28 protein-coding genes and 1 pseudogene are annotated in these 24722 nt (G+C 38.4%); 15 read left to right on the forward strand and 14 right to left on the reverse strand.

Annotated elements, in window-relative coordinates; all coding sequences use genetic code 11:
- Positions 1-661 (reverse strand): annotated as a pseudogene (locus tag FJR38_RS28560) (SulP family inorganic anion transporter); the annotation flags it as partial.
- A gap of 648 nt (positions 662-1309) precedes the next feature.
- Here FJR38_RS28560 and FJR38_RS14495 point away from each other — a divergent pair.
- Positions 1310-1807 carry a DUF937 domain-containing protein gene (locus FJR38_RS14495; protein WP_168495244.1) on the forward strand — a complete coding sequence of 166 codons (498 nt, stop codon included), beginning with the start codon at positions 1310-1312 and terminating at the stop codon, positions 1805-1807.
- 70 nt (positions 1808-1877) lie between these two features.
- On the forward strand, positions 1878-2564 hold the full coding sequence (bchM, locus tag FJR38_RS14500) for a magnesium protoporphyrin IX methyltransferase (RefSeq protein WP_168537830.1): 687 nt from the start codon (positions 1878-1880) through the stop codon (positions 2562-2564).
- A 309-nt stretch (positions 2565-2873) separates the two neighbouring features.
- On the opposite strand, the gene FJR38_RS14505 is transcribed toward bchM, so the two are convergent.
- The 5 genes from FJR38_RS14505 to FJR38_RS14525 all read right to left on the reverse strand — a co-directional run bounded on the left by FJR38_RS14505 (position 2874) and on the right by FJR38_RS14525 (position 5882).
- The gene (locus FJR38_RS14505; protein WP_168495248.1) at positions 2874-3068 is read right to left on the reverse strand and encodes a heavy-metal-associated domain-containing protein; all 195 of its coding nucleotides are present in this window, start codon (positions 3066-3068) and stop codon (positions 2874-2876) included.
- A gap of 195 nt (positions 3069-3263) precedes the next feature.
- Positions 3264-3734 carry a BON domain-containing protein gene (locus FJR38_RS14510; protein WP_168495250.1) on the reverse strand — a complete coding sequence of 157 codons (471 nt, stop codon included), beginning with the start codon at positions 3732-3734 and terminating at the stop codon, positions 3264-3266.
- A gap of 266 nt (positions 3735-4000) precedes the next feature.
- Entirely contained in the window at positions 4001-4642 is a 642-nt protein-coding gene (locus FJR38_RS14515; RefSeq protein ID WP_168495252.1) for a general stress protein, read from the reverse strand.
- A gap of 57 nt (positions 4643-4699) precedes the next feature.
- Complete coding sequence (locus FJR38_RS14520) at positions 4700-4882, reverse strand: CsbD family protein (RefSeq protein WP_168495254.1); 183 nt, start codon at positions 4880-4882, stop codon at positions 4700-4702.
- A 94-nt stretch (positions 4883-4976) separates the two neighbouring features.
- The gene (locus tag FJR38_RS14525; RefSeq protein WP_168537832.1) at positions 4977-5882 is read right to left on the reverse strand and encodes a DUF2382 domain-containing protein; all 906 of its coding nucleotides are present in this window, start codon (positions 5880-5882) and stop codon (positions 4977-4979) included.
- A 546-nt stretch (positions 5883-6428) separates the two neighbouring features.
- Between FJR38_RS14525 and FJR38_RS14530 the strand changes: the two genes are divergently transcribed.
- From FJR38_RS14530 to FJR38_RS14545, 4 genes are all read left to right on the forward strand, one after another.
- Complete coding sequence (locus tag FJR38_RS14530) at positions 6429-7115, forward strand: hypothetical protein (protein WP_168495258.1); 687 nt, start codon at positions 6429-6431, stop codon at positions 7113-7115.
- A gap of 224 nt (positions 7116-7339) precedes the next feature.
- Entirely contained in the window at positions 7340-9091 is a 1752-nt protein-coding gene (locus FJR38_RS14535; protein WP_168537834.1) for an ABC transporter ATP-binding protein, read from the forward strand.
- A 76-nt stretch (positions 9092-9167) separates the two neighbouring features.
- Positions 9168-9839 carry a HupE/UreJ family protein gene (locus FJR38_RS14540; protein ID WP_168537836.1) on the forward strand — a complete coding sequence of 224 codons (672 nt, stop codon included), beginning with the start codon at positions 9168-9170 and terminating at the stop codon, positions 9837-9839.
- Between the two features lie 222 nt (positions 9840-10061).
- A complete protein-coding gene (locus FJR38_RS14545; RefSeq protein ID WP_174763543.1) occupies positions 10062-10355 on the forward strand; it encodes a hypothetical protein in 294 nt (97 codons plus the stop codon).
- 10 nt (positions 10356-10365) lie between these two features.
- Here the strand turns inward: FJR38_RS14545 and surE are convergent, their stop codons facing one another.
- The 3 genes from surE to FJR38_RS14560 all read right to left on the reverse strand — a co-directional run bounded on the left by surE (position 10366) and on the right by FJR38_RS14560 (position 11560).
- A complete protein-coding gene (surE, locus tag FJR38_RS14550; RefSeq protein WP_168537838.1) occupies positions 10366-11046 on the reverse strand; it encodes a 5'/3'-nucleotidase SurE in 681 nt (226 codons plus the stop codon).
- Positions 11047-11162: 116 nt separating this feature from the next.
- Entirely contained in the window at positions 11163-11417 is a 255-nt protein-coding gene (locus FJR38_RS14555) for a hypothetical protein (RefSeq protein WP_168495268.1), read from the reverse strand.
- Positions 11414-11560: a hypothetical protein gene (locus tag FJR38_RS14560; protein ID WP_168537768.1), complete on the reverse strand. Its 147-nt coding sequence runs from the start codon at positions 11558-11560 to the stop codon at positions 11414-11416. Before FJR38_RS14560 ends, FJR38_RS14555 begins: the two co-directional genes overlap by 4 nt.
- A 182-nt stretch (positions 11561-11742) precedes the next feature.
- On the opposite strand from FJR38_RS14560, the gene acsF reads away from it, so the two are divergent.
- From acsF to FJR38_RS14580, 4 genes are all read left to right on the forward strand, one after another.
- Positions 11743-12819: a magnesium-protoporphyrin IX monomethyl ester (oxidative) cyclase gene (gene acsF, locus FJR38_RS14565; protein ID WP_168537840.1), complete on the forward strand. Its 1077-nt coding sequence runs from the start codon at positions 11743-11745 to the stop codon at positions 12817-12819.
- Positions 12820-13240: 421 nt separating this feature from the next.
- The gene (locus FJR38_RS14570; protein ID WP_168537842.1) at positions 13241-13705 is read left to right on the forward strand and encodes a DUF29 domain-containing protein; all 465 of its coding nucleotides are present in this window, start codon (positions 13241-13243) and stop codon (positions 13703-13705) included.
- 265 nt (positions 13706-13970) lie between these two features.
- Positions 13971-14363, forward strand: coding sequence for an addiction module protein (locus tag FJR38_RS14575; RefSeq protein WP_168495272.1), 393 nt, complete (start codon positions 13971-13973; stop codon positions 14361-14363).
- Positions 14332-14469: a hypothetical protein gene (locus FJR38_RS14580; RefSeq protein WP_254449473.1), complete on the forward strand. Its 138-nt coding sequence runs from the start codon at positions 14332-14334 to the stop codon at positions 14467-14469. Before FJR38_RS14575 ends, FJR38_RS14580 begins: the two co-directional genes overlap by 32 nt.
- A 23-nt stretch (positions 14470-14492) precedes the next feature.
- Here the strand turns inward: FJR38_RS14580 and FJR38_RS14585 are convergent, their stop codons facing one another.
- Positions 14493-16085, reverse strand: a complete 1593-nt coding sequence (locus FJR38_RS14585; RefSeq protein WP_168537844.1) for a S8 family serine peptidase — start codon at positions 16083-16085, stop codon at positions 14493-14495.
- Positions 16086-16192: 107 nt separating this feature from the next.
- On the opposite strand from FJR38_RS14585, the gene rpe reads away from it, so the two are divergent.
- From rpe to FJR38_RS14600, 3 genes are all read left to right on the forward strand, one after another.
- Positions 16193-16900 (forward strand): ribulose-phosphate 3-epimerase, encoded by a 708-nt coding sequence (rpe, locus tag FJR38_RS14590; RefSeq protein WP_168537846.1) that lies wholly within the window; start codon positions 16193-16195, stop codon positions 16898-16900.
- 209 nt (positions 16901-17109) lie between these two features.
- A complete protein-coding gene (locus tag FJR38_RS14595; RefSeq protein WP_168537848.1) occupies positions 17110-17550 on the forward strand; it encodes a PIN domain-containing protein in 441 nt (146 codons plus the stop codon).
- Positions 17540-17758 carry a hypothetical protein gene (locus FJR38_RS14600; protein WP_168537850.1) on the forward strand — a complete coding sequence of 73 codons (219 nt, stop codon included), beginning with the start codon at positions 17540-17542 and terminating at the stop codon, positions 17756-17758. The genes FJR38_RS14595 and FJR38_RS14600 overlap by 11 nt, the downstream gene beginning before the upstream one ends.
- Positions 17759-17789: 31 nt before the next feature.
- On the opposite strand, the gene FJR38_RS14605 is transcribed toward FJR38_RS14600, so the two are convergent.
- Entirely contained in the window at positions 17790-18023 is a 234-nt protein-coding gene (locus FJR38_RS14605; RefSeq protein WP_168537852.1) for a hypothetical protein, read from the reverse strand.
- Positions 18024-18211: 188 nt separating this feature from the next.
- Between FJR38_RS14605 and moaA the strand changes: the two genes are divergently transcribed.
- On the forward strand, positions 18212-19198 hold the full coding sequence (gene moaA, locus FJR38_RS14610) for a GTP 3',8-cyclase MoaA (protein WP_168538248.1): 987 nt from the start codon (positions 18212-18214) through the stop codon (positions 19196-19198).
- Positions 19199-19265: 67 nt separating this feature from the next.
- Here the strand turns inward: moaA and rpsD are convergent, their stop codons facing one another.
- A complete protein-coding gene (gene rpsD / locus FJR38_RS14615) occupies positions 19266-19874 on the reverse strand; it encodes a 30S ribosomal protein S4 (protein ID WP_168495288.1) in 609 nt (202 codons plus the stop codon).
- Positions 19875-20293: 419 nt separating this feature from the next.
- Here rpsD and FJR38_RS14620 point away from each other — a divergent pair, with 419 nt between their 5' ends.
- Positions 20294-20722: a hypothetical protein gene (locus tag FJR38_RS14620; protein WP_254449474.1), complete on the forward strand. Its 429-nt coding sequence runs from the start codon at positions 20294-20296 to the stop codon at positions 20720-20722.
- 90 nt (positions 20723-20812) lie between these two features.
- Here the strand turns inward: FJR38_RS14620 and hetR are convergent, their stop codons facing one another.
- Positions 20813-21712 carry a heterocyst differentiation master regulator HetR gene (hetR, locus tag FJR38_RS14625; protein ID WP_168495292.1) on the reverse strand — a complete coding sequence of 300 codons (900 nt, stop codon included), beginning with the start codon at positions 21710-21712 and terminating at the stop codon, positions 20813-20815.
- A gap of 418 nt (positions 21713-22130) precedes the next feature.
- Positions 22131-24539 (reverse strand): EamA family transporter, encoded by a 2409-nt coding sequence (locus tag FJR38_RS14630; protein WP_168537854.1) that lies wholly within the window; start codon positions 24537-24539, stop codon positions 22131-22133.
- Positions 24540-24722: the final 183 nt, after the last annotated feature.

Here is a 24722-nt window from a genome sequence, read left to right on the forward strand (position 1 = left end):
TTCGTCTGATCTCCACATCACTGAAAATGGTTAGAGAAACTATAGTTCCGACAATCAAGGCTACCAGTTGCGGGGGAACAATCCGCTTGAATTTAGCTGGCATCAAGAAAATAATTGCCAGTGTCAGTACACCTAATATTGTTTCGGCAGGATTAACCTTAGTTAATAAATCCGGCAGATTTTGCACCATCCCCAGTACGCCACCTTTAGGATTTGCCTGTCCTACAAAAGGAGCAATCTGCAAAATAATCAAAATCACCCCAATCCCCGACATAAAGCCAGAAATCACACTGTAAGGCATCAGGGTGATATATTTACCCAACTTAAATATTCCAAAAAATATTTGAAATATTCCCGCTAACATCACGACAGTAAATGCCATTGCTAATCCATTTTCAGGATTAGCTGCGGTCATCGAAGCGACAATTGTCGTCATAACGACGGTCATTGGACCTGTTGGCTCAGAAATTAACGTAGGTGTCCCACCAAATAAGGCGGCAAAAAAGCCAACACAAACTGCACCATAAAGACCGGCGACAGGACCCATACCAGAAGCAACACCAAATGCCAGTGCTAGAGGTAAGGAAACGATCGCCGCAGTGACACCACCAAATAAATCGCCTCGTAAGTTTCTAAAATGGATATTATTAGTCAATGACATAGTAGGGTTGTGGTAAAAAACAGCAAAGTAAATTTTAATCCGTGAAAATTGCCAGCGACTTTGTGTAAGTTTCAGGCTTTATAGACAGAAAAAACTCAGCAAAGAAAAATTTAGCTCTTTGCAAAGCAGCAGGATATATTGCCTTTCTACATGGCGAGTCGTATTTAACGAATCTCCAATAGAGAAGCCTTATGTAAAAGACATTTCAAAAATTTAACTGGTGAAACTTACATCAATTCAAGTTTCATTTATTGCCAAATTTCATGAGCTTAACAATAGCTTACAGCCATATCGTCAATATTATTCATTTACAAGCCTCAATATTAAATAAATATTAAATTACTTTCATAGATAATAAGCTATACCTGTGGACTAACTTTGATAACAATAATTAATAATATAGGTAAAAGTTATTACAAAAATTAGATGTTAATTTTTATACCAGAAATTGATTTGTGGGCAGGAAAAGACGATCTTCCTGAAAAGCACATTTTTTAAAATTGCGAACTCCTTTAATTATGAGACTTTGGAAAAGTATCAAATTAACAGAGAATAGGGAACACAAAACAGGGAATAACAGCTTACTCCCCTCTCAATTCTGCTGTAATATTGATCATTGAAGACATAAAAACAATAGAGAACAAATTAATGGGACTATTTGATCAAATTCTTGGCGCTGTTAATAATTCCAATCAACCAGGTGGTTTGGATAAATTGGTAAATATTGCCATGACAGTTAAACAATTAGGTAATGGTGTTGGTGCAGACTCTTCCACCATGCAATCAATTTTATCCGTAGTTGGTAAACAAGTACAATCATCTTTGCAAACAAAACAAGCCACCGACGGAAGTGAAGCCGTCGAAAATTTAGTCAATCAATTTGCAGGCACTTCTGCCGATTCCCAAGCCGTAGATAGCCTATTTTCTCCAGATATCCAAGCAAAAGTAGCCGAAAATGCCGCTCAGGGTACTAGCTTAGATGTGAATACAATTCAACAATTATTACCAACTTTAGTCCCTTTACTCTTGAGTTTCTTACAATCTGGTGGTAATCCATTACTAAATAAATTTCTAGATGCTGACGGTGATGGTGATGTGGATATTGCTGACGCGATTAAATTAGCTAGTCGGTTTTTAAGAATTTAAAAAAATTTCAGGAAAGAATCTACTCACCAATGATAATTTTAAGAATTGTGAACCGTTAACAATTGAGTTTATGAACGTAGCCGACGATAAAACAATAGTCCGTGAATACTTCAATTCCACAGGTTTTGATCGGTGGCAACGCATCTATGGTGATGGTGAAGTTAACAAAGTCCAGTTAGACATTCGCACGGGACATCAGCAAACTGTAGATAATGTCCTGGGCTGGTTGAAAGCTGACAACAATTTATCAGAATTATCAATTTGTGATGCTGGCTGTGGTGTGGGTAGTCTGAGTATTCCTCTGGCTGTGGACGGTGCTAAAGTCTATGCTAGTGATATTTCTGCCAAAATGGTATCCGAAGCCCAAGATAGGGCTGTAAAAGCTTTTTCAAATACCATAAATCCGACCTTTGCAGTACAGGATTTAGAATCTTTGACTGGTAATTATCACACTGTTATCTGTTTAGATGTTCTGATTCACTACCCCCAAGACAAAGCTGATGAGATGATTTCTCACCTATGTTCTTTATCACAATCACGGATTATTCTCAGCTTTGCACCTAAAACCTGCTTCCTGACAATCCTCAAAAAAATCGGTACTTTCTTTCCTGGTCCAAGTAAAACAACTCGCGCTTATCTACATCGTGAGGCGGATGTGATCAAAATTCTCCAAAAAAATGGCTTTTCGATCCAACGACAAGCTATGACTCGGACGCGCTTTTACTTTTCTAGTTTATTGGAAGCAACTCGTAAGTAGGTGGGCGTTAAAAATTGTCGTTGGGGCAAGGGAACAGGGAACAGGGAACAGGAAGAGAGTTTTGGGCGATTTTACTTTTCTTCACATACCTTTGAATTTTTCTGTTCACCTACTTACATCTGCTTAGTAATAACAGGAAAGAATCCTCTGTAGGGTTTAGGAGTCGTAGGGGCGAAGCATTCGGACGATAAATTATCGGTTTTTTCCCAAATTTGTTTTCCGAATGCTGATGCTTCCAGTCCCGTCAGGGATACGCCCTTACACCGAATGCTTCGCCCCTATTTCTTTTGTTCAAGATTATCTTGTATCTTAAGAAGGAGGATAACCAGCAGCAATTAAAGCTTCTTTAATAGTAGTTTCTGAAACTTGAGAATCTACATTGACAAATTTGGTTTGGGGATCAGCGTCTACAATGGCATTAGCATCAACAGCTTTCACGGCATTGGTGATATTGTTAGCACAAGCAGAACAAGCCATTCCTGGAACAATAAGTTTGATTGTCATAGGTAAAAAAAATTAGTGGAAAATTAGCTCAAAGTAACAAAGATATCCACCTGAGCTAACTGCATTATGCCTAAAAAATAGTATATACCAAATTCTCTATATTAATTAGTTAAGGTAGAACATTTGTTGATTTTTATGGTAATAATGCTATCAACAATTGACAATTGTCAATTGTCAATTGTTGAACGTAATCTTTTATTGTGGTTGTTCTGGGACAGGTTGAGCAGTTTGAGCTAAAACTTGAACACTCTTAACACCCCTAATTTCTTTAGCAAGGGAATCAATTTTGTTTAGTTCTTCTTGAGTTGGTACAGTTCCCGAAACGACTATTGCCCCATCTTGAGCCGTAACCGTTAATTGACCTCTGGGAATATTGGCTTCTAGCTTAGAGCGAACTTCACTGGCTAGATCACTATCAGCGCGATTGACAGTTCCCCCAGTGAGGCGATCGCGTTCTTCACGGGCGCGAATATCTGCATCGAGTTGATCACGACGAACTTGGCTAGTCGCATCTTCTTTATTTTCTTCGATTGTTCTATCCGTGACAACTTTACCAGTTTCCTCAGTAGAAGCGGGTGCATTGCGGCTAGTTCTTGCGGCATCTTCACAGGCGACTGTTCCCAGAAGTAGAAAGCTGCTGAGGACTAAAGGCGTGATTTTATTCATGGTTCAAATCCTTAAAAATAGACCTCTTATGTAATTAGGCGTTGCTGAATTAATGTTTGATTTTGGGGGTTTAATTTTTCCCTAAAATCCACAACGCCCATAATCGGTTTTTCCCCAATGGACAATTGACAATTTTGAAGTGCGAGGATTGAGAAAGAGGAATTTTGTTTCTCCTGGAAAGCAGAGGTTTTAAATGTTGAATGAAACAATTGTCAATTGTCATCAATTGATCAGTAGGTTGTTATTGAGAGACAAAAGAATATTTTTTACAAATGAGAAACAGCGGGATCTGCATAACTTTTAATTGCTGGGGGATTGTAAACGTCCCACTCACGTACTCCTTTACTCCTGAAAATTCTTTCAGCTCTGAGGATTTCGGCCTCTGTCCCATCTACAATCACCAGATAATCACCGCTAACTACCTGATCTTGATATACTTTAGCCCGCTCTTCCGGAATGCCTAGACCTACTAAACCGCCGATTAAACCGCCAACTGCTGCCCCAATAGCTCCACCTGCTAGGGTTGTAGCGATCGCTGTAGCCGTAGCTCCTGCCAACATAATTGGACCGACTCCAGGGATAGCTAGAGTTCCTAACCCCACTAGCAATCCTGTTATTCCCCCTACTGCTCCTCCTGCCCCTAAACCAGTTTTTGCTCCTTCATCAACATGGGTTGTGTCGGTAACTGATTGATCTCGTCTTTCACTAGTCCTATGTTGAGTATCTGATTTAACTCGTGTCTCACTAATCCGATCCTGGGGATTCAAGTCTTGAGTATCTGCATCTTTGGCAATCACAGATACATGATTCATGGCAAATCCGTGATCTCGCAGTTCATTCAGAGCGTTCTCTACTTCTCGGCGACTAGAAAACACTCCTACGGCTCTTTTATTGGGAATTAAAGTCATTTTATTCTCCTTTTAAAAAGCAAGTTATTCACCGACATTTTAGATTTGAAGTTGGGACTATTTAGTATCTTCTTTAACTTCATCTTTGACATTTTCAACTGTGTGGCGAACTTTAGCTTCTGCTTGTTTTCCTTTGCCTTCTGCTTGAGTTTGAGGATCTCCAGTTACATCACCTACGGATTCTTGAACTTTACCTTCAATATTTTTAGCAGTTGCCTTAGCTTTATTTTCTAAACTCATAATCTCCTCCTAGTTGAACATGGAAACAAATTTTGCTGGAAATTTTCTGTAGGGACAATTTATGAATTATCCCTAAACCTTTTTTTAGAAAGTGTCACTTTCTGACGGGACCTTCCACATTTGGATGTTCTTCGGTATTAACATCCAATTCTTCTCGACGCAGAACTTCTTCCCCTTCTACCGTTTCGTGATCTACAACTTTATTAACTTTGACTTCTTCCCGTAAGAAAACTTCTTTGTGAATGTCAGCATTTTCTTCATAAACTTCTAGATGAGCAACTTCACCTGAATTAAAGGTGTCGCTACCTAGTGGGACTGCTTCTCCAGCATCTGGAGGAGTTACTCGTTCAATGACAACTCGTTCTTTTTCTATGGGGACTGAAACCCGCGCTGTTTCTGTTTCTGTATGTTTGCCAACAATGACTTCTCCTGTTTTCTCACGGACTTTGTTAGCTATCAGTCGTTCTTGATAGAGTTTGAATGTTTGATGATTTTCATCATTTAGCTCGTATAGAGCAGGCTCTTGTTGATAGTCATAAACATTTTTATTCTTTTGGTGATCAGGTATTGGTGGTGGTGGTGCAATAGCAGTTCCCATACCTCTAGATGTGGCTGTATCCACAGAACCAGAATCTTCTAAGAATCCTTCCGAACGATATACTCCCCTGACTTGCTCTTCATAGTTGTAATCAATTTCTTTGTGTTCGTGAAATTCAGGTAAATTCTCCGCTTGTTGTTTGGTCATTCCTACTGTATAAATCCGATCAGCGGTATGATCTACCCGCGAACGACCAACAGGTAATAATACTTTTTTACCGAAAATCCATAAGCCTAAGTCAACAACAAAGTAGCGGAAATGTCCTTGTTCATCTACTAAAATATCACTGACTGTACCAATTTTTTCATTTGCATTTGCATAGACATCCATACCTTTGATGTCTTTACCTTCAAAACTTTCACGATAATTCGGATCAAATTCTTTAATCTTTAAAAGAGACATACTCTTTTTTCCTCCACTTTATACGGCACGTGAGAGCTATAACAGGTGATAGGTGACAGTATGCCTTTTCTCATCAGTTGATGTCCTAACTACCTTGGCGGTTGCTATAACTGATGTAGTATCAACTGCCAACATACAGCACTGATTAAGCCCAATGAATTATTCTCAAAATTAGAACCTGGTAAAGTTGAATTTTTAGTTTTTATTTGTTCGTTCTAATATGTATACATTAGATATTTTTATGGTTGAAACCTTCCATCAAAGGGCTGATTATGCTTATATGCCACTAGACAGAGTTTCTAGACAAATCTGTTTTTGTGGTTTTATTTGAAACCGTATAAATTTATTTATGCGTAAAGAAGCAAAAATTACTATTTTGGAAAATTGCAAATAATACACTCAGTGTCAAAAAATTGCACTAAAATCACTACGACGGTAATCTTTGGGTGTGAGATTTGAGGTATTTTTAAGTCAGCTTGACAATAAAATTAATCTATTTCCCGCTGTCTCTAGGCTTACCGCCTTAAAAAATTAGAGAGTGAATCTATGTTTCAGTTGTTAAGCCGGGTTTTGCTATGGCTGCTCATCGGTGTTGTGGCCTATTCTTTGTTTCAAAGATTCTATCCATCAGGAACTTTTGTAGGTAGATTCCTGTTAGGGCTGGTCATAGTTATTTTAGCTTTGGCATTTCTCAATCCTAGTGAACCAGCAGTATCTTCTTTGTGGCGGTTTATATCCTTTCCACTGAAGCCGTTAGGGGCTGCGGTTTTAATGTTGTTTGTGGCTGCTCAAAAAATTAAAGGAGGTGGGATAGATAAGCCAGGGGGCTATTTATTGGGATGGGCGCTGACAATTTTACTTTTGTCGAGTACGCCGGCGATCGCTTACTTTTTAGTTAGATCACCAATCGCTACGGTTAGCGGTATTAATCTCGATCAAAATACTTCCCCTTCTACTTTAGTAGCTCTAGGAGCAACCAATACTGATTTTACAATCTCAGATATCAAGGAAGATTTCATCCTACCTATGGGAGAGATAAATTCTCCCACCATAGCTTTCAATAGTCTGAATGTGAATATCCCCTCCTATCTACTACAAAATCCTCAAGCAATCAGTACACGCGGATTACGGGTAGAAGACTTTGTTCCTAATGCAGAAACACTGCAACTTACTACCCAAGTATGGGAAAGTTATCTCAACCAGATTTATGTTTTCTTGCGTGGTCGCACGTAATCATCGTGAAATGGGGATTGGGGACTAGTACCGCAGGGCGGAATTAAAAATTAACAATTAAAAATTTAAAAAGCAAATTCCACAAGCTTTTGAGTTGAATCTCACTTGTTAGTTATTTTTGCCGCACTGCTTTGGGGACTGGGGAATAAAGGCTGTAAGGTAGATAATGGAGAATTAAGACAAATATTAATTATCCATTACTAAAAAGTTAGACAATTGCTGGCATGGCCAAATCTCACAGACTTGCTAAAATCGCTGATTATTTACGTCCCTATTGGCGGGAAACTATCTTAGGTATAATTGCCTTATTAGTTGTCAATGGTCTAGGTGTATATATTCCTTTGTTGATTCGTTCTGGAGTAGATACTCTTTCAACAAGTTTTAGTTTTAATCAGGTAATACATTATGTAGTGATAATTGTTCTACTCAGTTCCGCGATGTGGATGATGCGGATGGCTTCCCGCATTTGGATCTTTGGTGTGGGACGACAGGTAGAATTTGACCTGAAACAGCGGATTTTTGAACATCTATTGAAATTAGAACCATCTTATTTTGCGGTTAATACTCCAGGGGATTTAATTAGTCGCGCTACTAGTGATGTTGATAATATTCGGCGGTTGTTAGGTTTTGCTGTTTTGAGTTTGGCAAATACTTTGTTTGCTTATACCCTAACATTACCAGTTATGTTATCGCTGAGTGTGGATCTGACATTAGCATCACTCGCAGTTTATCCGTTGATGTTTCTGTTGGTGCATTTATTTAGCGATCGCTTGCGGAATGAACAAACGGTTGTCCAAGAGCAACTTTCCGAGATCAGTGAACTGGTGCGAGAAGATATCAGCGGGATGGCTCTGATTAAAATTTATGCCCAAGAAGAAAATGAGCGTCAAGCTTTTAATCGGAAAAATGAACAACTATTAGCTGCTAACCTGCAACTAGCTAAAAGCCGCAATACCCTCTTTCCGATGATTGGTGGGTTAGCAAATCTCAGTTCTTTGATCATTATTTGGATGGGTACGGCACAGATAGCTGCTGGTTCTCTAGCAATTGGCGATTTTCTGGCGCTGCTCATTTATGTAGAGCGTTTGGTTTTCCCTACCGCTTTGTTAGGATTTACCATTACTGCTTATCAACGGGGTGAAGTCAGCATTGACCGCTTAGAAACTATTCTCAGTGTGACTCCCAAAATTCAAGATCCACCAAATGCTCTGCATATTGAGGTAAGTAAGCTGAAAGGGGAACTGAAAGCAGTGAACTTTAATTACACTTACCCTGGCGCAAATATACCAGCTTTAGAAGATATTAATTTTACTATTGCTCCTGGGGAAGTGGTGGCCATTGTGGGTCCAATTGGTTCAGGAAAATCAACCCTAGCAAATGCTTTACCCAGGTTATTGGATATTCAGCCCGGACAGTTATTTTTAGATGGCTTGGATATTACTAAACTAGCTGTGAGTGATTTACGGGGAGCGATCGCCTACGTCCCTCAAGATAGCTTTTTATTCAGTACCACAGTCAAAAATAATATCCGTTATGGCGATCCGATTACTTCAGAAGAAGATGTAGTTTACGCCGGAAAAATGGCGCAAATTGACGCGGAAATTCGCAACTTTCCCCAAAAATATGAAACTCTCGTTGGTGAGCGCGGTATTACTCTGTCTGGTGGACAGCGACAACGGACAGCCTTAGCTAGAGCAATGCTCATTGATGCTCCGATCTTGCTTTTAGATGATGCTCTTTCTAGTGTAGATAATCAAACTGCTACCCAAATTCTCACTAATCTTTCTACTGGTACAAAAAGGAAAACCGTAATTTTCATTACTCACCAACTATCCGCTGCGGCCACATCTGACCGAATTTTAGTGATAGATCAGGGGAAAATCGTCCAAATTGGTCATCATTCAGAACTGGTACAACAGCCTGGACTTTACAAAACTTTGTGGAATCAGCATCAAGTAGAAGAACTGTTACGTTGAACTAAAATGGATTAATTTTTGTAATAATTAGCAGTAATATTAATTACCAACCAGCCTAATTTGACATAATCTAAAGATGTTTAAAAGCTCACGTTCAGAATCTTCTGAGTCCGGTAATTTGCCCACATCTAAACAGCAGCGTCTTTTAGGAGCGATAGCTGTTTTAGTGGTCATTAGTTTACTAACTTCAGCCGGTGGATCGCCCATTGAACACACTGTTTCCAACGCCTGGGAAGGGCTTATTTGGGGCATAGCAGATCCAGTCATTAGTTTAGACCGATTTGCAGGTATTTTGGCTCTGGGCTTATTCTCCGCCAAATTTGTCCGTGGTTATTGGTTCAATGCAACTTTTATCATTGCGGCTATCTGTGGACAATTAATTAATTTGTCTCCAGTGATGTTACCAGGACATACCATAGCCATTGCTACTTGTACTATCGCTTTGGGTGTGATGTTAGTTACACCAATTTCTATTAATTGGTTAGCGATTGCCCTATTAAGTGCTACTGCTGGCATATTTCAAGGTTACGCTGATGCTACATCCATCATTGGTGCAGGAATATTCACTGCAATTACTTATGTGATTGGTGTTACCCTGACCCAAACAGCAATTATTATGAGTGCCAGAGAAATAGGTATAAATTTTGGCATCAATGAAGCTAACCAAATCTTACCTAAAATTATCCGGTTTACTGGTTTAGTATTCTGTGCCATTGGTATCGTATTTTTGGGCTACTCAGTAATTTAATTTAGGGATTGGGGAATAGGTATTGGGATTGGTTGATTATGAATTAAAAATTACATTCGCACAGCTTAACAGATAAATTATTACGAATTGTATTGGTATAACCTGTTAGAGGCATGATTCCGAATTACTTTATTAATAAATAATGCTGATTAGGAAACTATTGAATGAATATTTAGGAATATTACTGTGATGATTTTTTCTCAAGATTGGAGCAGGCCAGAAATGATTGCAACTGGAGTAGAAGCGAAAATCAGTCGGTTAGAATCTATTGTTGAACAAATTGGAGACGCTGTACTTTCTACCACTGAGACAATTGAACGCCTCGCTCAAAGAGTAGATTCCCTGAGTTTGCAAATAGAAGCCCAAGGAAAACAAGTACAGCAGCAAGGGTATCAAATTTTTGCTTTGTGTGATGCTGTCCAAAGTTTGGCTGACTCTCAGCAGGATTCTATGCAACAAATTACTCAATTGTCACAAACTTTAGATGGACTTGTATCTTTATTGCAAGATGAATAATTGCCAAAATTTATACTCTTAACTTTGTCACCGCAATTTTGCCAGAAAAACATATATCAACATCACTATCAGGAGTCCGTTCTCGTTTACCATATTCTCCTGTATAGTAAAAATCATTACCTTCTATTCGATAGTTAACAGGTAAAGGTTTAGTACAAGGTTGACAAAATACCACTTCTGGATCTGCGGTTTGTGGTAAAAGATGTGGTAAGTTGACATTCCAAAAACATCCAGATTCTAGGGGAAGGTGAATTAAATTTGGGAGCAATGCAGATGTCCATCTCACGGACGCATCCCAATCATAATCACGTTGACCTTGACGATATTGAGAAACAGCAATTCCAGGAATTCCGTGCATTGCAGCCTCTCTAACAGCAGCTACAGTCCCAGAAATATACGCATCAACACCCAAGTTTCCACCAGCATTAATACCTGAAATCACATATTTGATATCTTGAGCAATATGTGCTATGGCAACTCTGATACAATCAGCAGGAGTGCCAGCGATCGCATATTCAAAATCAGAACGCCGTTGCAGATTAATTGGTTGATGGGTAGTAACTTGATGTCCACAGCCAGATTGATGCGATTGAGGTGCAGCAATTATTACCGATTTACCATTTACTGCTTTAAACAAAGCTGCAATACCCGGAGCATCAATACCGTCGTCATTGGTGATAATTATAGTCATATATATAACTCATATTTGATTTTAAATCTACGTAATGGAAAGTCTTTTTGACTTGAAGGTTAAAAAGGTGCATTTTCCGCTGAGGCTTTTGAACAATGCGATCCGATCACCCTTAACTAATTCTGACTACGCAAAAGCCGCAAAATTTCAGTGATCCCAGCTTCCAGATTTCTAATATCTGATTTTATTTGGCGAATATCGCTTTTAACTTCTCCCATGTCAGAAGCTAACCCAGTTGTGAGAGTCAAATTTGTGGCTATGGCAACCTGAGAAGTGCCGATAGTCCCGGCTTGGATCTTGAGATTGGTGACATCGTGGGTAAGGTCATTAAGCCGTGTGTATATGTCATCAAATCTTGTGTCGTTTGTCATTGTGATTTTTGTTGGTTGGCTTGTTTGTTTTCGGCGATCGCTCTTTTGACAATAACTTTGGTTAATTGAGGCACTGAAAGAAATTCTTTAGATGCCCAATCTTGCAAGTATTTATACTCGTCTTCTTCAATGCGGATCGTCATTTGAGGTTTTTTAGAAGGCATATATAGCAATGAATCACTCTATCTAGATTATCGTTATTATCAGCCTTATTGACTAATTTGAATCGAAGTATTTACAGGTGATTCACCTTTGATCAAGGTAACAAAATATGAGTAAATCGGTCAAGTATGATTGAATGTAGAGAAATATATCTTTTCCTGAAATGAAAGACCTTTCAAAGAAAATAAATACGGTTAACTTTGAAGCTTCAGATCCTATCACTAAGGTTCTAGCGAAAGAAACTTCCATTTTCCCAAGATTTTATACAACTAATCTTAGGAAAATGTCCAAAATTGATATTTCAGTGTGTCAGGAAGCATTTAATACGGTTATTGGTGAATTAAAAAACGATCATAGTAAAAAGAAATTTATACGTAATGAAGAATTTAATCAGTCTTGGGATCAAATTCCAGGTGAAGTCCGAAACCTCATAATTGAGCTTCTAGAAAGATTTTGTGCTTCTGAGTACTCTGGCTTCATATTATATAAAGAGCTATCCCATCAACTTCAGGAGACAAACAGCATCCTTTCAGAGGGATTTTCCTTGATGTCTAGAGACGAAGCTCGTCATGCTGGTTTTCTGAATCAGGCTTTCCTCGATTTTCATATCAAACCTTGTTTAGACTTCCTGAAAAAAGGAAACAGAAAGTATACTTTACTACCATTTTCGTGGTTTATTTATACTACTTATTTATCTGAGAGAATTTCTAGTTGTTATTACATAACAGTTTTCGAGCATCTAGAAGCCTACCCTGAATACTCTATCTATCCTCTTTTTAAATTTTATAAGGCATGGAGCGAAGATGAGAATAGGCATGGAGACTTTTTCGGGGCAATCATAAAATCACAATCACAGCTTTCTGATGGTTTAAAGGCAAGATTATCCTGTAAGTTCTTTTTGCTATTGAGTTTCAGCATGATGTACTTAAAGTATAAACATCATAGTGAATTCTATATGTTGCTTGGTTTAGATGCTCGCGAATACAGTATTCTCGTAATAAAGAAACTTAATAAAACTATTAAAAAGGATTTGCCGATAAGTCTTGATGTTGAAAATCCGGATTTTTTTCAGAAACTGGATAATTGCATTTTACATATTGCAGAAAATGAGAGGATAAATGTATCAAGTCAGCATAAATTATTTCAAATAATTAGGAAAATTCCACATTATTTTTCTCTTGTATTTATTTTTATAAGTCTATTGTGTATGAAATCAAATAATACTAACAACTGGACATGAATTCACTTATTTAAATGTGAACTATTCCGGTATACAATCGTTTTTATTGGGGGTCATGCTTCAAACTGATGGAATCCTTTTACAATATACATTTTGGCAGTTTATGACCCCTATTTTCTAAGTCTTGTGAGAAATTCGGGGTTCCTCCAAGTATTGAGGGGATACCTAAAAAAGATACAATTAACAAATACCAATATATAATATGAATTATTTTGTAAATTCATGAAAATCTTTAATTGAGAAAATCCTCAAAGGTGAAAATTTCAAATAAGATTAAATTTCACTGTACTTACAATGAAATTAATTTTCTTTAATAATAGCGATCTGCTTGCAGCAGCGCTTCGCTATCGCTAGTCCATGAGATGAATTAACCGCATTTATGCTAAAATACCATTACCATCCTCTGTAAGGAGTTTTCTGTATGGCTAACATTACTTACATTGATAATAACAAAACATTATATGATCAAGATTTTTACCTGTGGATACAAACCACAATTCAACAGTTGCAAGAAAGAAACCTAGAACAGTTAGATATTGAGAACTTGATTGAAGAAATTGATAGTATGGGAAGGAGTGAAAAAAAAGAACTAAAAACTCGCTTAGTTGTCTTAATTGAACATTTATTAAAATTACAATATTGGATAGAAGAAAAAGATGATAACGCCAGAGGTTGGCGTAATACTGTCGTAGAACAAAGACGACAAATAGCCTATACTCTAGCAGATAGTCCTACTTTAAAAGCTATTTTAAATGATGTATTTTTACCCTGTTATCAAGACGCTAAAAAAGATACAATTAACAAATACCAACTGCCATCAAACTTATTTCCAGAAGAACCACCTTTTTCTTTAGCTCAAGTTCTCAATGCAGATTTTATACCCTAAATTTGAACAGATGATCAAGTAGGTTTTACGTTTAACTCGTTCAAAGGCAAGAAAGGAAATAAGTACCTGAGCAAAATTAATTAAACATTTTGAAAATACCTCAACCAATGAATTACGTAGGGGCAAACCCCCTGTGGTTGCCCTAAACTTATGGGTAGGCACGGGGGCGCTACCCCTACATCAAATCCTTAAACCATCTTTATAAGGTAGGTTAAGCGCATTTATGCTAAAATGCCATTACCAGACGCTGTAAGGAGTTTTCTGTATGGCTAACGTTACTTACGATGAAATTTTTGGAGCAGTATTAACCTTACCTCCTCTATACAGAGCGATGCTTGCTGAACATCTTCTCAAAAGTCTTGATGAAATTAATCCTCAAGTTGAGGCTGCTTGGGAAACAGAAATTGCAAATCGCATACAGGCAATAGATGAAGATCAAGTCGCGTCAATTCCAGCCGATGAAGTATTGCAAAGACTAAAGAATCGCTTGGCTACACAGTTATTGCAATGGCTAGAAGTAAAGATTAATAAAGAACCTCAGTCTATACCAAATAAAAGATTACGACAGCCAGGACTCGGTTTAGATTCTTGTATATTCGATGATAACTTTGATGATCCACTACCTGATGAGTTTTGGCTTAGAAGCTCAAGCAATTGAAGTATGGTTATGTAATGAACAAGGTGAAATAAAATTCTATAATCATCAAGGTGAATTAGCTAACTCTTTGTTAGTTCCTGACGTTCTTAAACAAATTAAACGATAATTTGCTGAATTTGTCTGTATCTATCACTTTTCAGCTACAGTCCACCAAGCCAAAGCATAAGCTTGAGTAGCTTCATTCACCTGCTTCTTAAATTCCACCCGAATTTTATAATTACCATTAGTGGGAACTGGACAAAAAATATGTTCAACACTATCAACCTCACTCACAGAATTACAAACAACAACTTCATTATTTTTCCCATTTTCCTTAATTAAATAGACATCAAGATTATTTAATCCTTTATTTATAAAAGTTTCATCCATATCATATTCCTGATTATTATTTTGATCATCCAACTCCACCAAACGATCCCAATTTAAAGTAATAGATACAAAACTATTTTCCTTTAAAGTTTTTTGTAAACCATATTCCTGAACAGAATTAGCATTAATAGTACCATAATCCCAACCAATAGGCGGAACTGGTGCATCAGGTTTCCATTGACCAGCATTCAATTGTTGATAAGCTCGAAAAGCATTTAAATGACCTGTTCCCATTTGAGCATCTAGGGGAATTTTTGTATTTTTATAAGCATCAGAAACTAACCAATCTTGATTTTGTTTATCAACTAATGTCCTCGTCATTCCTAACCGTAAACCATCACCAGCATCTTGAATTTTGTCCGCTGAATTGAGTAAAATTGCTTTCATTACTTGATGACGACGAGCATCAATAGTCCAATTTGGTTGTTTAGTTCGTAACTGTCTATCTGCAAATTCCTGTAATAATGCGATAGTTCCTGTAACTTGTGGTGCAGCAAAACTTGTACCTGTAGATTTATTTAACTTACCATCAGGATTAAGTAAAGGAATATTAGTACCAGGTGCAACTAAACTAATCGCTCTTCTCCCACCAATATTAAATTCTTTCCCATCTAAACGATTTTCTATACCTTGATTAATACTAGCCAGATTAGAAACATGAACTTTATTAAAAATTCCCTCTCTTTCCGAGGAAAAAGCCACATTAATTGCGTTAAAATTGTCTGTAGGAATGGGAATCCCGCCTTTGCCTTGATTGCCGGCGATCGCATACACAACATCATGAACACGGCTAGACCAGTCAATACATAATGTTAGTAAAGCATTACCATCTAAAATAGCTTCTGGTCGGGGATCACGATCTAGCGGTTCACCAAAACTAAAATTAATAGCCCGAACATCACCACCATTTTGTAAAGCGATGTGTTGTGCTGACAAACATTCCTCTGGTTGACCCATTCTTTTTGTAGATAAAACAGCAGAAGAATATAATCGCGCATTCGGCGCTACACCAGGAAAAGCCTTATCTTGACTCACCATTACACCAGCAACATTATACGCATGGGGATCAATGCCAATATTAGCCTTAGCGGGAAGATTGCGTAAAAACACTGCCGCTGGAGAAATAGCCCGATTTTTAGACACAGCTTTATCCCAGCCAAACATCCCCGGACGACCAATTTCTACTTGACCAATCGCAATTTTCCGCCCAGTTAAATTATAAGGAGATTGATGTAGTTTCAGCGCATCAATACCGTTAGTCCCTAAAGAATTGGCAAACTTCACACCAGCTAAGACTGGTAAAGTTAAACCAGAAAAACCTAAACTCCAAAAAATTATCCAATTTTTGTTCATAGTTAGTTGTTAGGGAAGAAGAACAAGTTTTCTTTTCGATTTTGAATTGATTTCTCCATATTTTGTTACAATACCTACAGACGAAGACGCTTAAAAACCCACTAGCCATGACCCAAAATTCATCTCAAAAGCCTATAGTTATCGCTCCATCTATCCTATCAGCAGATTTTAGTCGTCTGGGTGACGATATTCGCGCCGTAGACAAAGCCGGAGCAGACTGGATTCACGTTGATGTAATGGATGGACGTTTTGTCCCTAATATTACAATAGGTCCCCTGATTGTGGAGGCGATTCGTCCAGTTACAACCAAACCACTGGATGTCCACTTGATGATTGTGGAACCAGAAAAGTATGTAGAAGGTTTTGCTAAGGCTGGTGCTGATATTATTTCCGTACACGCAGAACACAACGCATCTCCTCACCTACACCGCACTCTCGGACAAATCAGAGAACTCGGTAAAAAAGCTGGAGTTGTACTCAATCCTGGTACACCTTTAGAACTAATTGAATATGTTCTAGAATTGTGCGATTTAGTGCTAATTATGAGCGTTAACCCCGGTTTTGGTGGTCAAAGCTTCATTCCTAGTGTAGTTCCTAAAATCCGCAAGTTGCGTCAAATGTGTGATGAACGCGGTTTAGATCCTTGGATTGAAGTTGACGGTGGACTAAAAGCTAATAATACTTGGCAAGTTTTGGAAGCTGGCGCTAATGCGATCGTAGCGGGTTCGGCTGTATTCAACGCTCCTGATTATGCTGAGGCGATTACTAATATCCGTAACAGTAAGCGTCCGACTCCAGAATTAGCTACTGTTTAATTTAATACTTGTGATTTAGAAAAAAGTAGGGTGATGAATATTCATTCTACTTTTTTTGTGACTGGGGACTAGTACAGTACGGCGTAAGTCAACCAACCATTAAGAATTCTCAAGAAGCTTGTGTAATATGCTTTTTTAATTTTTAATTCCGCCCTGCGGTACTAGGGCTATTTTACCTGTACACTAAAGAAATATGCAAAAATAGTTATATGATCAGGGTTTATCTAGATACCAGTATTTATAATCGTCCATTTGACGATCAAACACAGCCCAAAATATTTCTAGAAACACAGGCGGTAATTTTAATTTTACAAATGGTAGAAGTTCAATTACTAGAATTAGTAAGTTCTTCAGTTCTAGAATATGAAAATAGCCGTAACCCTTTTACGCTTAATCAGCAATCAATGGCTCGATATTTACAAATAGCCTCATTAAGAGTATTAGTAGACGAAAATATTAGAACTAGAGCCAAGCAATTAGAAAAACAAGGCATTAAACCTATTGATGCACTTCATGTAGCTATTGCAGAAGCATCTCAAAGTAATTATTTCATCACTTGTGACAGAAGATTAATTAATCGTTGTCAAGATTTATTACTCAAAGTAATTAACCCAACAGATTTGATTTTGGAGATGGAAGATGACTATTAAAGTTATTAACGAACAACAAAATTTACAAGAAGTGATGCAGGTTTTGCTTGCTCACCTAGAACCGGCAAAAGTAATGAAGTTTTGGGCAGCTTGTAAAATAGGTGAAGGGGATTACTTACAACTTAAAGAAAGCCTATTTTCTGAAGAAACAGTTGATAGCTTATATGCCAAAATTCAAGAATATCAAGAGTCTACTGGTAAAGCGTAAGTCAAGCAACCATTAAAAATCTGACAAAGATTTACGCTATTTCTTGTTCTAATTCTTCCCAAGATTCTAGCGGAGATTGTTCTTGCATAATTTCTTTACGAATTGCCAACAACTTTGCCCCTAAAGGTGTTTTAGGTTGATAGGAAGATAGAGTTAGCTGATCTTGATTTTCTTCAATAAGAGTATTAACCAAATTCAATACCTGAAGTTGTTTTTCAGAAGGTAAAATGCGCCATTTTTCTAATAAAATTTGTTCGGTATTCATAACTTCAAATCCAGTAAAATAAAGTTTACAATTCTCGGATTTCTCAAGATATTCTCACAAATTTCTAAAATGCTTGTGGAATTTGCCTTTTAAATTTTGAATTTTGTCTCCCTTACGGCAATCATAGATTCTATAATAGAATTGTTTGATCTGTCACCCCTTCTTTAAATATGACAACTAGCGCAACTATAAACAAAGTGGACTACCTCCGCATCAGTTTAATTGATCGCTGCAATTTTCGTTGTCAATACTGTATGCCAGAAGGTGTAGAACTTGATTATATCGTCAAGCAGCAATTATTAACGGATGAGGAACTGCTTACCCTTATTCAAGAAGTATTTATCCCCGTCGGTTTTACCCGCTTTCGCTTAACTGGTGGTGAACCTTTACTCCGTCCCCATGTAGTAGATTTAGTTGAAAAAATTGCTCATCTTCCCCAAACCGAAGATATAGCAATGACTACAAATGGGTTTTTACTCGCTCCCATTGCCCAAAATCTCTATGATGCAGGTTTACGACGCATTAATATTAGTTTAGATTCTCTAGATCCACATATATTTGAAGAAATTATCGGTAATCATGGACGTGGACGATGGCAACAAGTATGGCAAGGTATCCAGACTGCTTATGATGTGGGATTTGACCCATTAAAGTTAAATGTAGTGGTAATTCCTGGCGTTAATGACCATGAAATTTTAGATTTAGCTGCTTTGACTATTGATAAACAATGGCACGTCCGATTTATTGAATTTATGCCGATTGGGAATGGAGACCTATTTGGCGATCGCGGTTGGATATCTTCAGCCGATTTGCGTCAATCTATTCGTGAACGTTGGTGCTTGACAGAATCCCAAATTCGTGGTAATGGACCGGCTGATGTATTTCAAATTCCTGGAGCGAAGGGAACACTAGGATTTATTAGTCAGATGTCAGAATGTTTTTGCGATCGCTGTAATCGAATGCGTCTGAGCGCCGATGGTTGGCTACGTCCCTGTTTATTAAACGAAACAGGTCAAATTGACTTAAAAACAGCTTTACGAGCAGGTATTAGCACCAGCGAACTCCAAGAAAAAGTTAGACAAATTTTAAATATTAAATCAGAAATAAACTTTAAACAACGCGACTCTGGTACTGTCGGCACATATACCCGTACCATGTCGCAGATTGGTGGTTAGTCATTAGTCAGTTGTTGGTTGTTTAATAACCACTGACTACTGACCACTGACCACTGACCACTGACTACTACGCTTGACGTGAGTAGTATTCCACCACGAGTAGTTCATTAACTTGTAGTGCTACCCATTCCCGTTCAATTACACTATTGACTTTACCAGCCAATTTGTTTTTATCAAACTCTAAATGACTGGGAAGGTTAGCTAAACCAGGATATTGCAAGTTAGCTTCCACCAACTTCTTAGAAGCTTCCTTATTTCTCACAGCAACTTCTTCACCAGGACGGCATTGATAGCTGGCAATATTTACTACTCGGCCATTAACAGTTACGTGACCGTGATTCACCAATTGACGGGCGGCTGGGATTGTGGGAGCCATACCCATCCGAAAAACGGTATTATCCAGGCGCATTTCTAACAATTGCAGCAACACCTGTCCAGTAGAACCAGATACTCGTCTAGCTTTACGAACATAGCGGAGCATTTGTTTTTCGGTTAAACCGTAATTCATGCGGAGCTTTTGCTTTTCCTCTAGACGGATAGCATACTCAGATCGCTTTTTACGGTTTTGTCCATGCTGTCCTGGGGGATAAGCACGTCTAGCACTCTTTCGAGTTAAGCCTGGTAATTCGCCTAAACGACGGACAATTCTGAGGCGGGGTCCTCTATATCGGGACATGAGTTTCCTTAATTAATCCTTCTTAAATTTTATTCAGACCTACCATTATGGCATAGTTCCCAAAAGGATAGACATTTACGGCTAAATTGTCTTTTATTTACCGTTAATTTTCAGAGAAATCAATCAGTTAAATTCACCAATTTTCGGTAGATTTCTGGTGATTGCACCGACATTCCTTGATGGTAGAAGATTGGGAATCAAATTCTAGGGTAGCATAACCTTGGTTGAATCGAAAACGGTTATGTTAAAAAGCGAAAAAAAATGAGTAACTTTGGGAACAAAAAACCAATTATTCCTTCAGGGCATTTACAGCATCATTTATAACTATAGGTGGATTACTAACCAGTATTTTACCTACTCTGGCTGTTACCGATTCCTATAGGAACGACTATCGGGTTTGTGCTGCTCAACTATTGAGTGTGGGTGTTACAGCAAACCAAGCGGCTCAAAGTTGTGCCATTGCACTTCGACCACGAGAGTTATCCTCATGTGTAGCAAAAATTCATAAGCTTACACAAATCACCCCTGTGGATGCCCTTTATTCTTGTCAGCAGGCTCGCCGTCCACAGGATCTAGCAACCTGTGTAGTTAGCATTAGTAAAAGTTATCAAGGGTCAGCAAACCCAGCTACTTTAACATCCTGTGGTCGCAGTTTGTTACCAGTAACCTTTGCAGAGTGTGTGGTTGGCTTGCGTCGGGAAATTGATTTGAGTCCTACTCAGGCATTAGATACTTGTATTGATGCCAGTGAAGGATCTAGCGGTTTTGGAGGAGTGTCTACAAAGCCTTTGGAATTTAGTCCCAACTCAGAGACGACACCAATCCCATCAACTCCCATGAGTAAATAGATTAATAACTGCTCCTTATCTTTGATTCTCTTTGACGTAACTGTAGGGCTGGTAAGTACGCCACCCTACACAATGTAAAAATTGTGTTTCCTATTCATCTTTATTGCCAACAACCATTTGTAAGATAATTGGCACTCCTCCCTCTTGGTGATATTTATCCCCCCAAGCCCGAATGATTTCGTCTAAGTCTTCCATTGCTTGCTCAATCTGCTCGTTGGGAATATCTAGTTCTTCCACCGCACGCATAGTGTTTGGTTTCCGATCTGCCCAATATTTCATCATGCGGAAATACCGAGCCGTATCTTCTACCATTGTGTATGTGCGCTCTTGATCATCGGCTGGAGCATAAAATGGACGAGTTAAAGCATAAAAGGGCATTCCCCAAGGACAATCAATGCGTGTTACCGTTCCTGAATAAAGTAGACGGCGCTTGATATGTTCTGCTAATGCTTCACTCAAGGGCATCTGGTGGTTAGGGGGTAAGTCTTCCTGCGATCGCTTATGGAGAAAATCAATTAACTCCATAAATTCAAATGAGGTGACTAACTTGGCATCAGGAAGATTATTAGGTAGCTTTTGCTCAATTTGCTTTTTCTCTTCACTGGTCAGACTCGTACCGGGAACACGGGATCTTCCTGGTTGCCAAGGATATTTTTCCATCCAGACATAGGGAAGTTGGATCAGATAGCGAGGTTCTTGAGAACCCAGCATTTTTAGAAGTTTGCCTTCAGTTAAAGCTAGTCTTACTTCTTCGACAATAATTTTAACTCGTTTCGGCTCAAGGTGATGCAAATGTCCAGTCATTCGCAGGTTTTGCCCCTGCTCTAGATAGGTCATGTAAATTGCACACTTGGCTGCTGTTGCGGCTGCATCTAAAAACGCCCCATGCCTGTGGCCACTTGTACGCATGGCACTAAAAGCTAAATAAAGCATGATCTGATCCATCGCACTAGGGCCAAGACGCTTGATCAGATCTATGTCGTTGGTCATATTCTACAGACAGATGAATGGCTCGTTTACAAGTGTGATATTTAAATCAAACTACTAATTATACACCCATTTGGAGATAAATTTTTTAATTCTTAACCTAAAATTACTGGTTGACTCGGAAGTTTTTAGGTGGTAAATGTTTAGGGTGTAAATTGGTAATTTCTCGTGTCAGACTAACTAACCCCTCCCCCTGGTGTGACTAGAAAACTTTAGATGTCCAGGGTGTTGTGATGCAGGGGTATAGGGGATGACAGAGGAATGTAGAGTGATTCGTATTTTGTATCTAAGAAACTAGTATAACTTTCTATTGCTGAAATATCTATATATTTTACAAAAATTTTTTCTACAGATTTATTTCAGATCACTTTTAATACCAGGAGAGAATAGGGAATAGGTAAGAGGTTGATTTGTCTTGTCTCTATTTAGAAGGCTGGGATGGCTGGGGCGTTTTTTTCCAGCTAATACTGGCTGCGCCAACAGTCACAAATAGAACTCCTATGATTTGGATCATATTCAGGGATTCTTGCAGCATTAAGCCAGCGAAAATTACCGTCAAAATTGGTACTGTAGCCCCAATTATGGATGATAGAGGAGCGCCTAGTTTACGAATACCAAAATTATTGAATAAGTACCCGCATAGAGTTAAAACACCTAAGATAAAAGCACTGAGAACCAGTTCTAGGGCATTGGAGGCATTAATGACTAAACCTGAATTACTGGGTAAAGGGATGATTAAGCAGAGAAAACTTAATAACAACATGGTAGTGAAGTTAATTAAAGTCAAAGAGACGGGATGTAATTTCAGCTTAGTGGCGCATACTCTCGTCAGAATGACATAAATTGCAAATGCCAGCCCAGACATCAGTGCTGTGGTGCTTCCTAAAGAGGTATTCTTCACCCCTACAGACTCACTACCTAAAATCAACAATTCACCACAAAAGATAGCCGCGATCGCACCAGTAACTAAGAAATTAGGACGTTCTCGAAATAGAAACCATGACAGGAACACACTCAAAACTGGATAGATAAAGAAGAGAGCGATCGCCATTCCCGTTGTGACTTCACCAATAGCCACATAAATAAGTACCTGTGATAAAAACAAGAAACAACCGCTGATTACCGATAAAAATAACACCTGTTTAGTTTTTTTCTGGCTAGGAGTTGCATTTGCCCGTAATGAAGCAAATAAATTTTCTAAATCTTCCCAAATAGGAGGATGTAATATTGGTGACAAAAGTAACATTAGTGGTACAACGACTAATAAACGGAGCATTAAAATCAAGAAAATATTACCCAATGTCGGCAAAATTAATTGCTGTGTTGACAATCCTCCCAAGGAATTAGAAGCTGTGTAAAATATCGCTTTAATGGCCACGTTGTAAAGGGAAGAAACCACTGTAGATAAAGCAATCAAAAAGAAACCTATTTGCAACTCTGACCAATTTGCAGAGGTTCGGGATCTCTGTTGTCTAGGCGTTGTTTGTTGTTTAGGCGTTGTTTGGGTGTTATTTGTTGTTTTTTGCTTGGATGTCGTTTCTCGTCTTAATTTTGGTGAAGGAGGTCGTCCTGTTGATAAATTAGGAGTTAAAACAGAACGTGGTTCTGGTGTTGTTTCTCCTAGAGATGGTGCTGTTAATACGTTAGAAGTCAAGACCGAACTAGGTTCTGGTGTTTTATTTTCTGGTGGAGTATCAGGATTAATAACAGAACTGGGTTCTGGTGTTTTATTTTCCGGTGAAGTATCAGGATTAATAACAGAACTGGGTTCTGGTGCTTTATTTTCCGGTGAAGGATCAGGATTAATAAACGAACTGGGTTCTGGTGCTTTATTTTCCGGTGAAGGATCAGGATTAATAACAGAAATAGGTTCTGGTGCTTTATTTTCCGGTGAAGTATCAGGATTAATAAACGAACTGGGTTCTGGTGTTTTATTTTCCGGTGAAGTATCAGGATTAATAAACGAACTGGGTTCTAGTGCTTTATTTTCCGGTGAAGTATCAGGATTAATAAACGAACTGGGTTCTGGTGCTTTATTTTCCGGTGAAGAAAAAATAACTCCTGTTGTTACCGATGTAGAATCAGCCTGTGGTGATTCGTGAGGAACTAAAGACAGCGATTCCACAACGATTTTGTTGGGGGATTTGTCCGCAGTCCCATTTTGATGACTTTCAGCCAGTTGTAAAACTGTAGGTGCGCCACCTGTTACTACCTTCAGAGAGTTTGTGTCTCTATTTTTTTCTAATTCACCTCGCAGACGATTTACAAACTCTGCTAATATCGCTTCCCCTTGTTGTTGTTGGCTATACATCCGCGACAACTGCTGAGAAAGATCACCTTGATAGTTTTTGAGTTCTTGTAATAGTGAACTAAACGCAACCGTAACAGTATCATCCAGACTGTCTATCATGTTATTGACATTCTGATTGATTTCATGAGCCGCATTATTACTTAATTGAGCATCTTTGAGCGCAACTCGATCAGCCGGTTCATGCTCTACTGCTTGGGTAGCTAAAGTTTTTAGTGAGGACTGTAATTGGGAAGATATATGCTTGGCTAAAACTTCTGCTAATTGACGGATTAACACTTGCTGTTCCGTGATTTGCCGTGATTGCTGTAACTGTTCCTTTTCCTCAATTAACTTTTGAATGTCGTTAGATAATCGGTTTTTTTCAGTTTCGAGCCGTTTGACATCTTCCTGCAACGACCTCAACAGATTTTGTTGAAGATTTTCTAAATCCTCAACAACGTCCCATAGGGCATTTTCAGCGGCTCTGGATAGCTCACCTCTAATACGTGGGTTTTCTGGTCGTTTCTCAAATCGCCCCATCAGTTTCTAGCCTCTAACACCTTGATGATCAAGTAGCTGCTCCGGATACCGGATTGTCTACGGTATGCTGCGCGAACAACACTTATACTAAGTTTCCTTGAGAAAAGACAGGAAACTGCACAATTTCACCGAACTTATAAATTTAATTAACCTATACAAAACTATTACCTATTTTTTCGTTAG

The sequence above is a fragment of the Anabaena sp. UHCC 0253 genome (assembly GCF_009712085.1).
Classification (GTDB): domain Bacteria; phylum Cyanobacteriota; class Cyanobacteriia; order Cyanobacteriales; family Nostocaceae; genus Dolichospermum.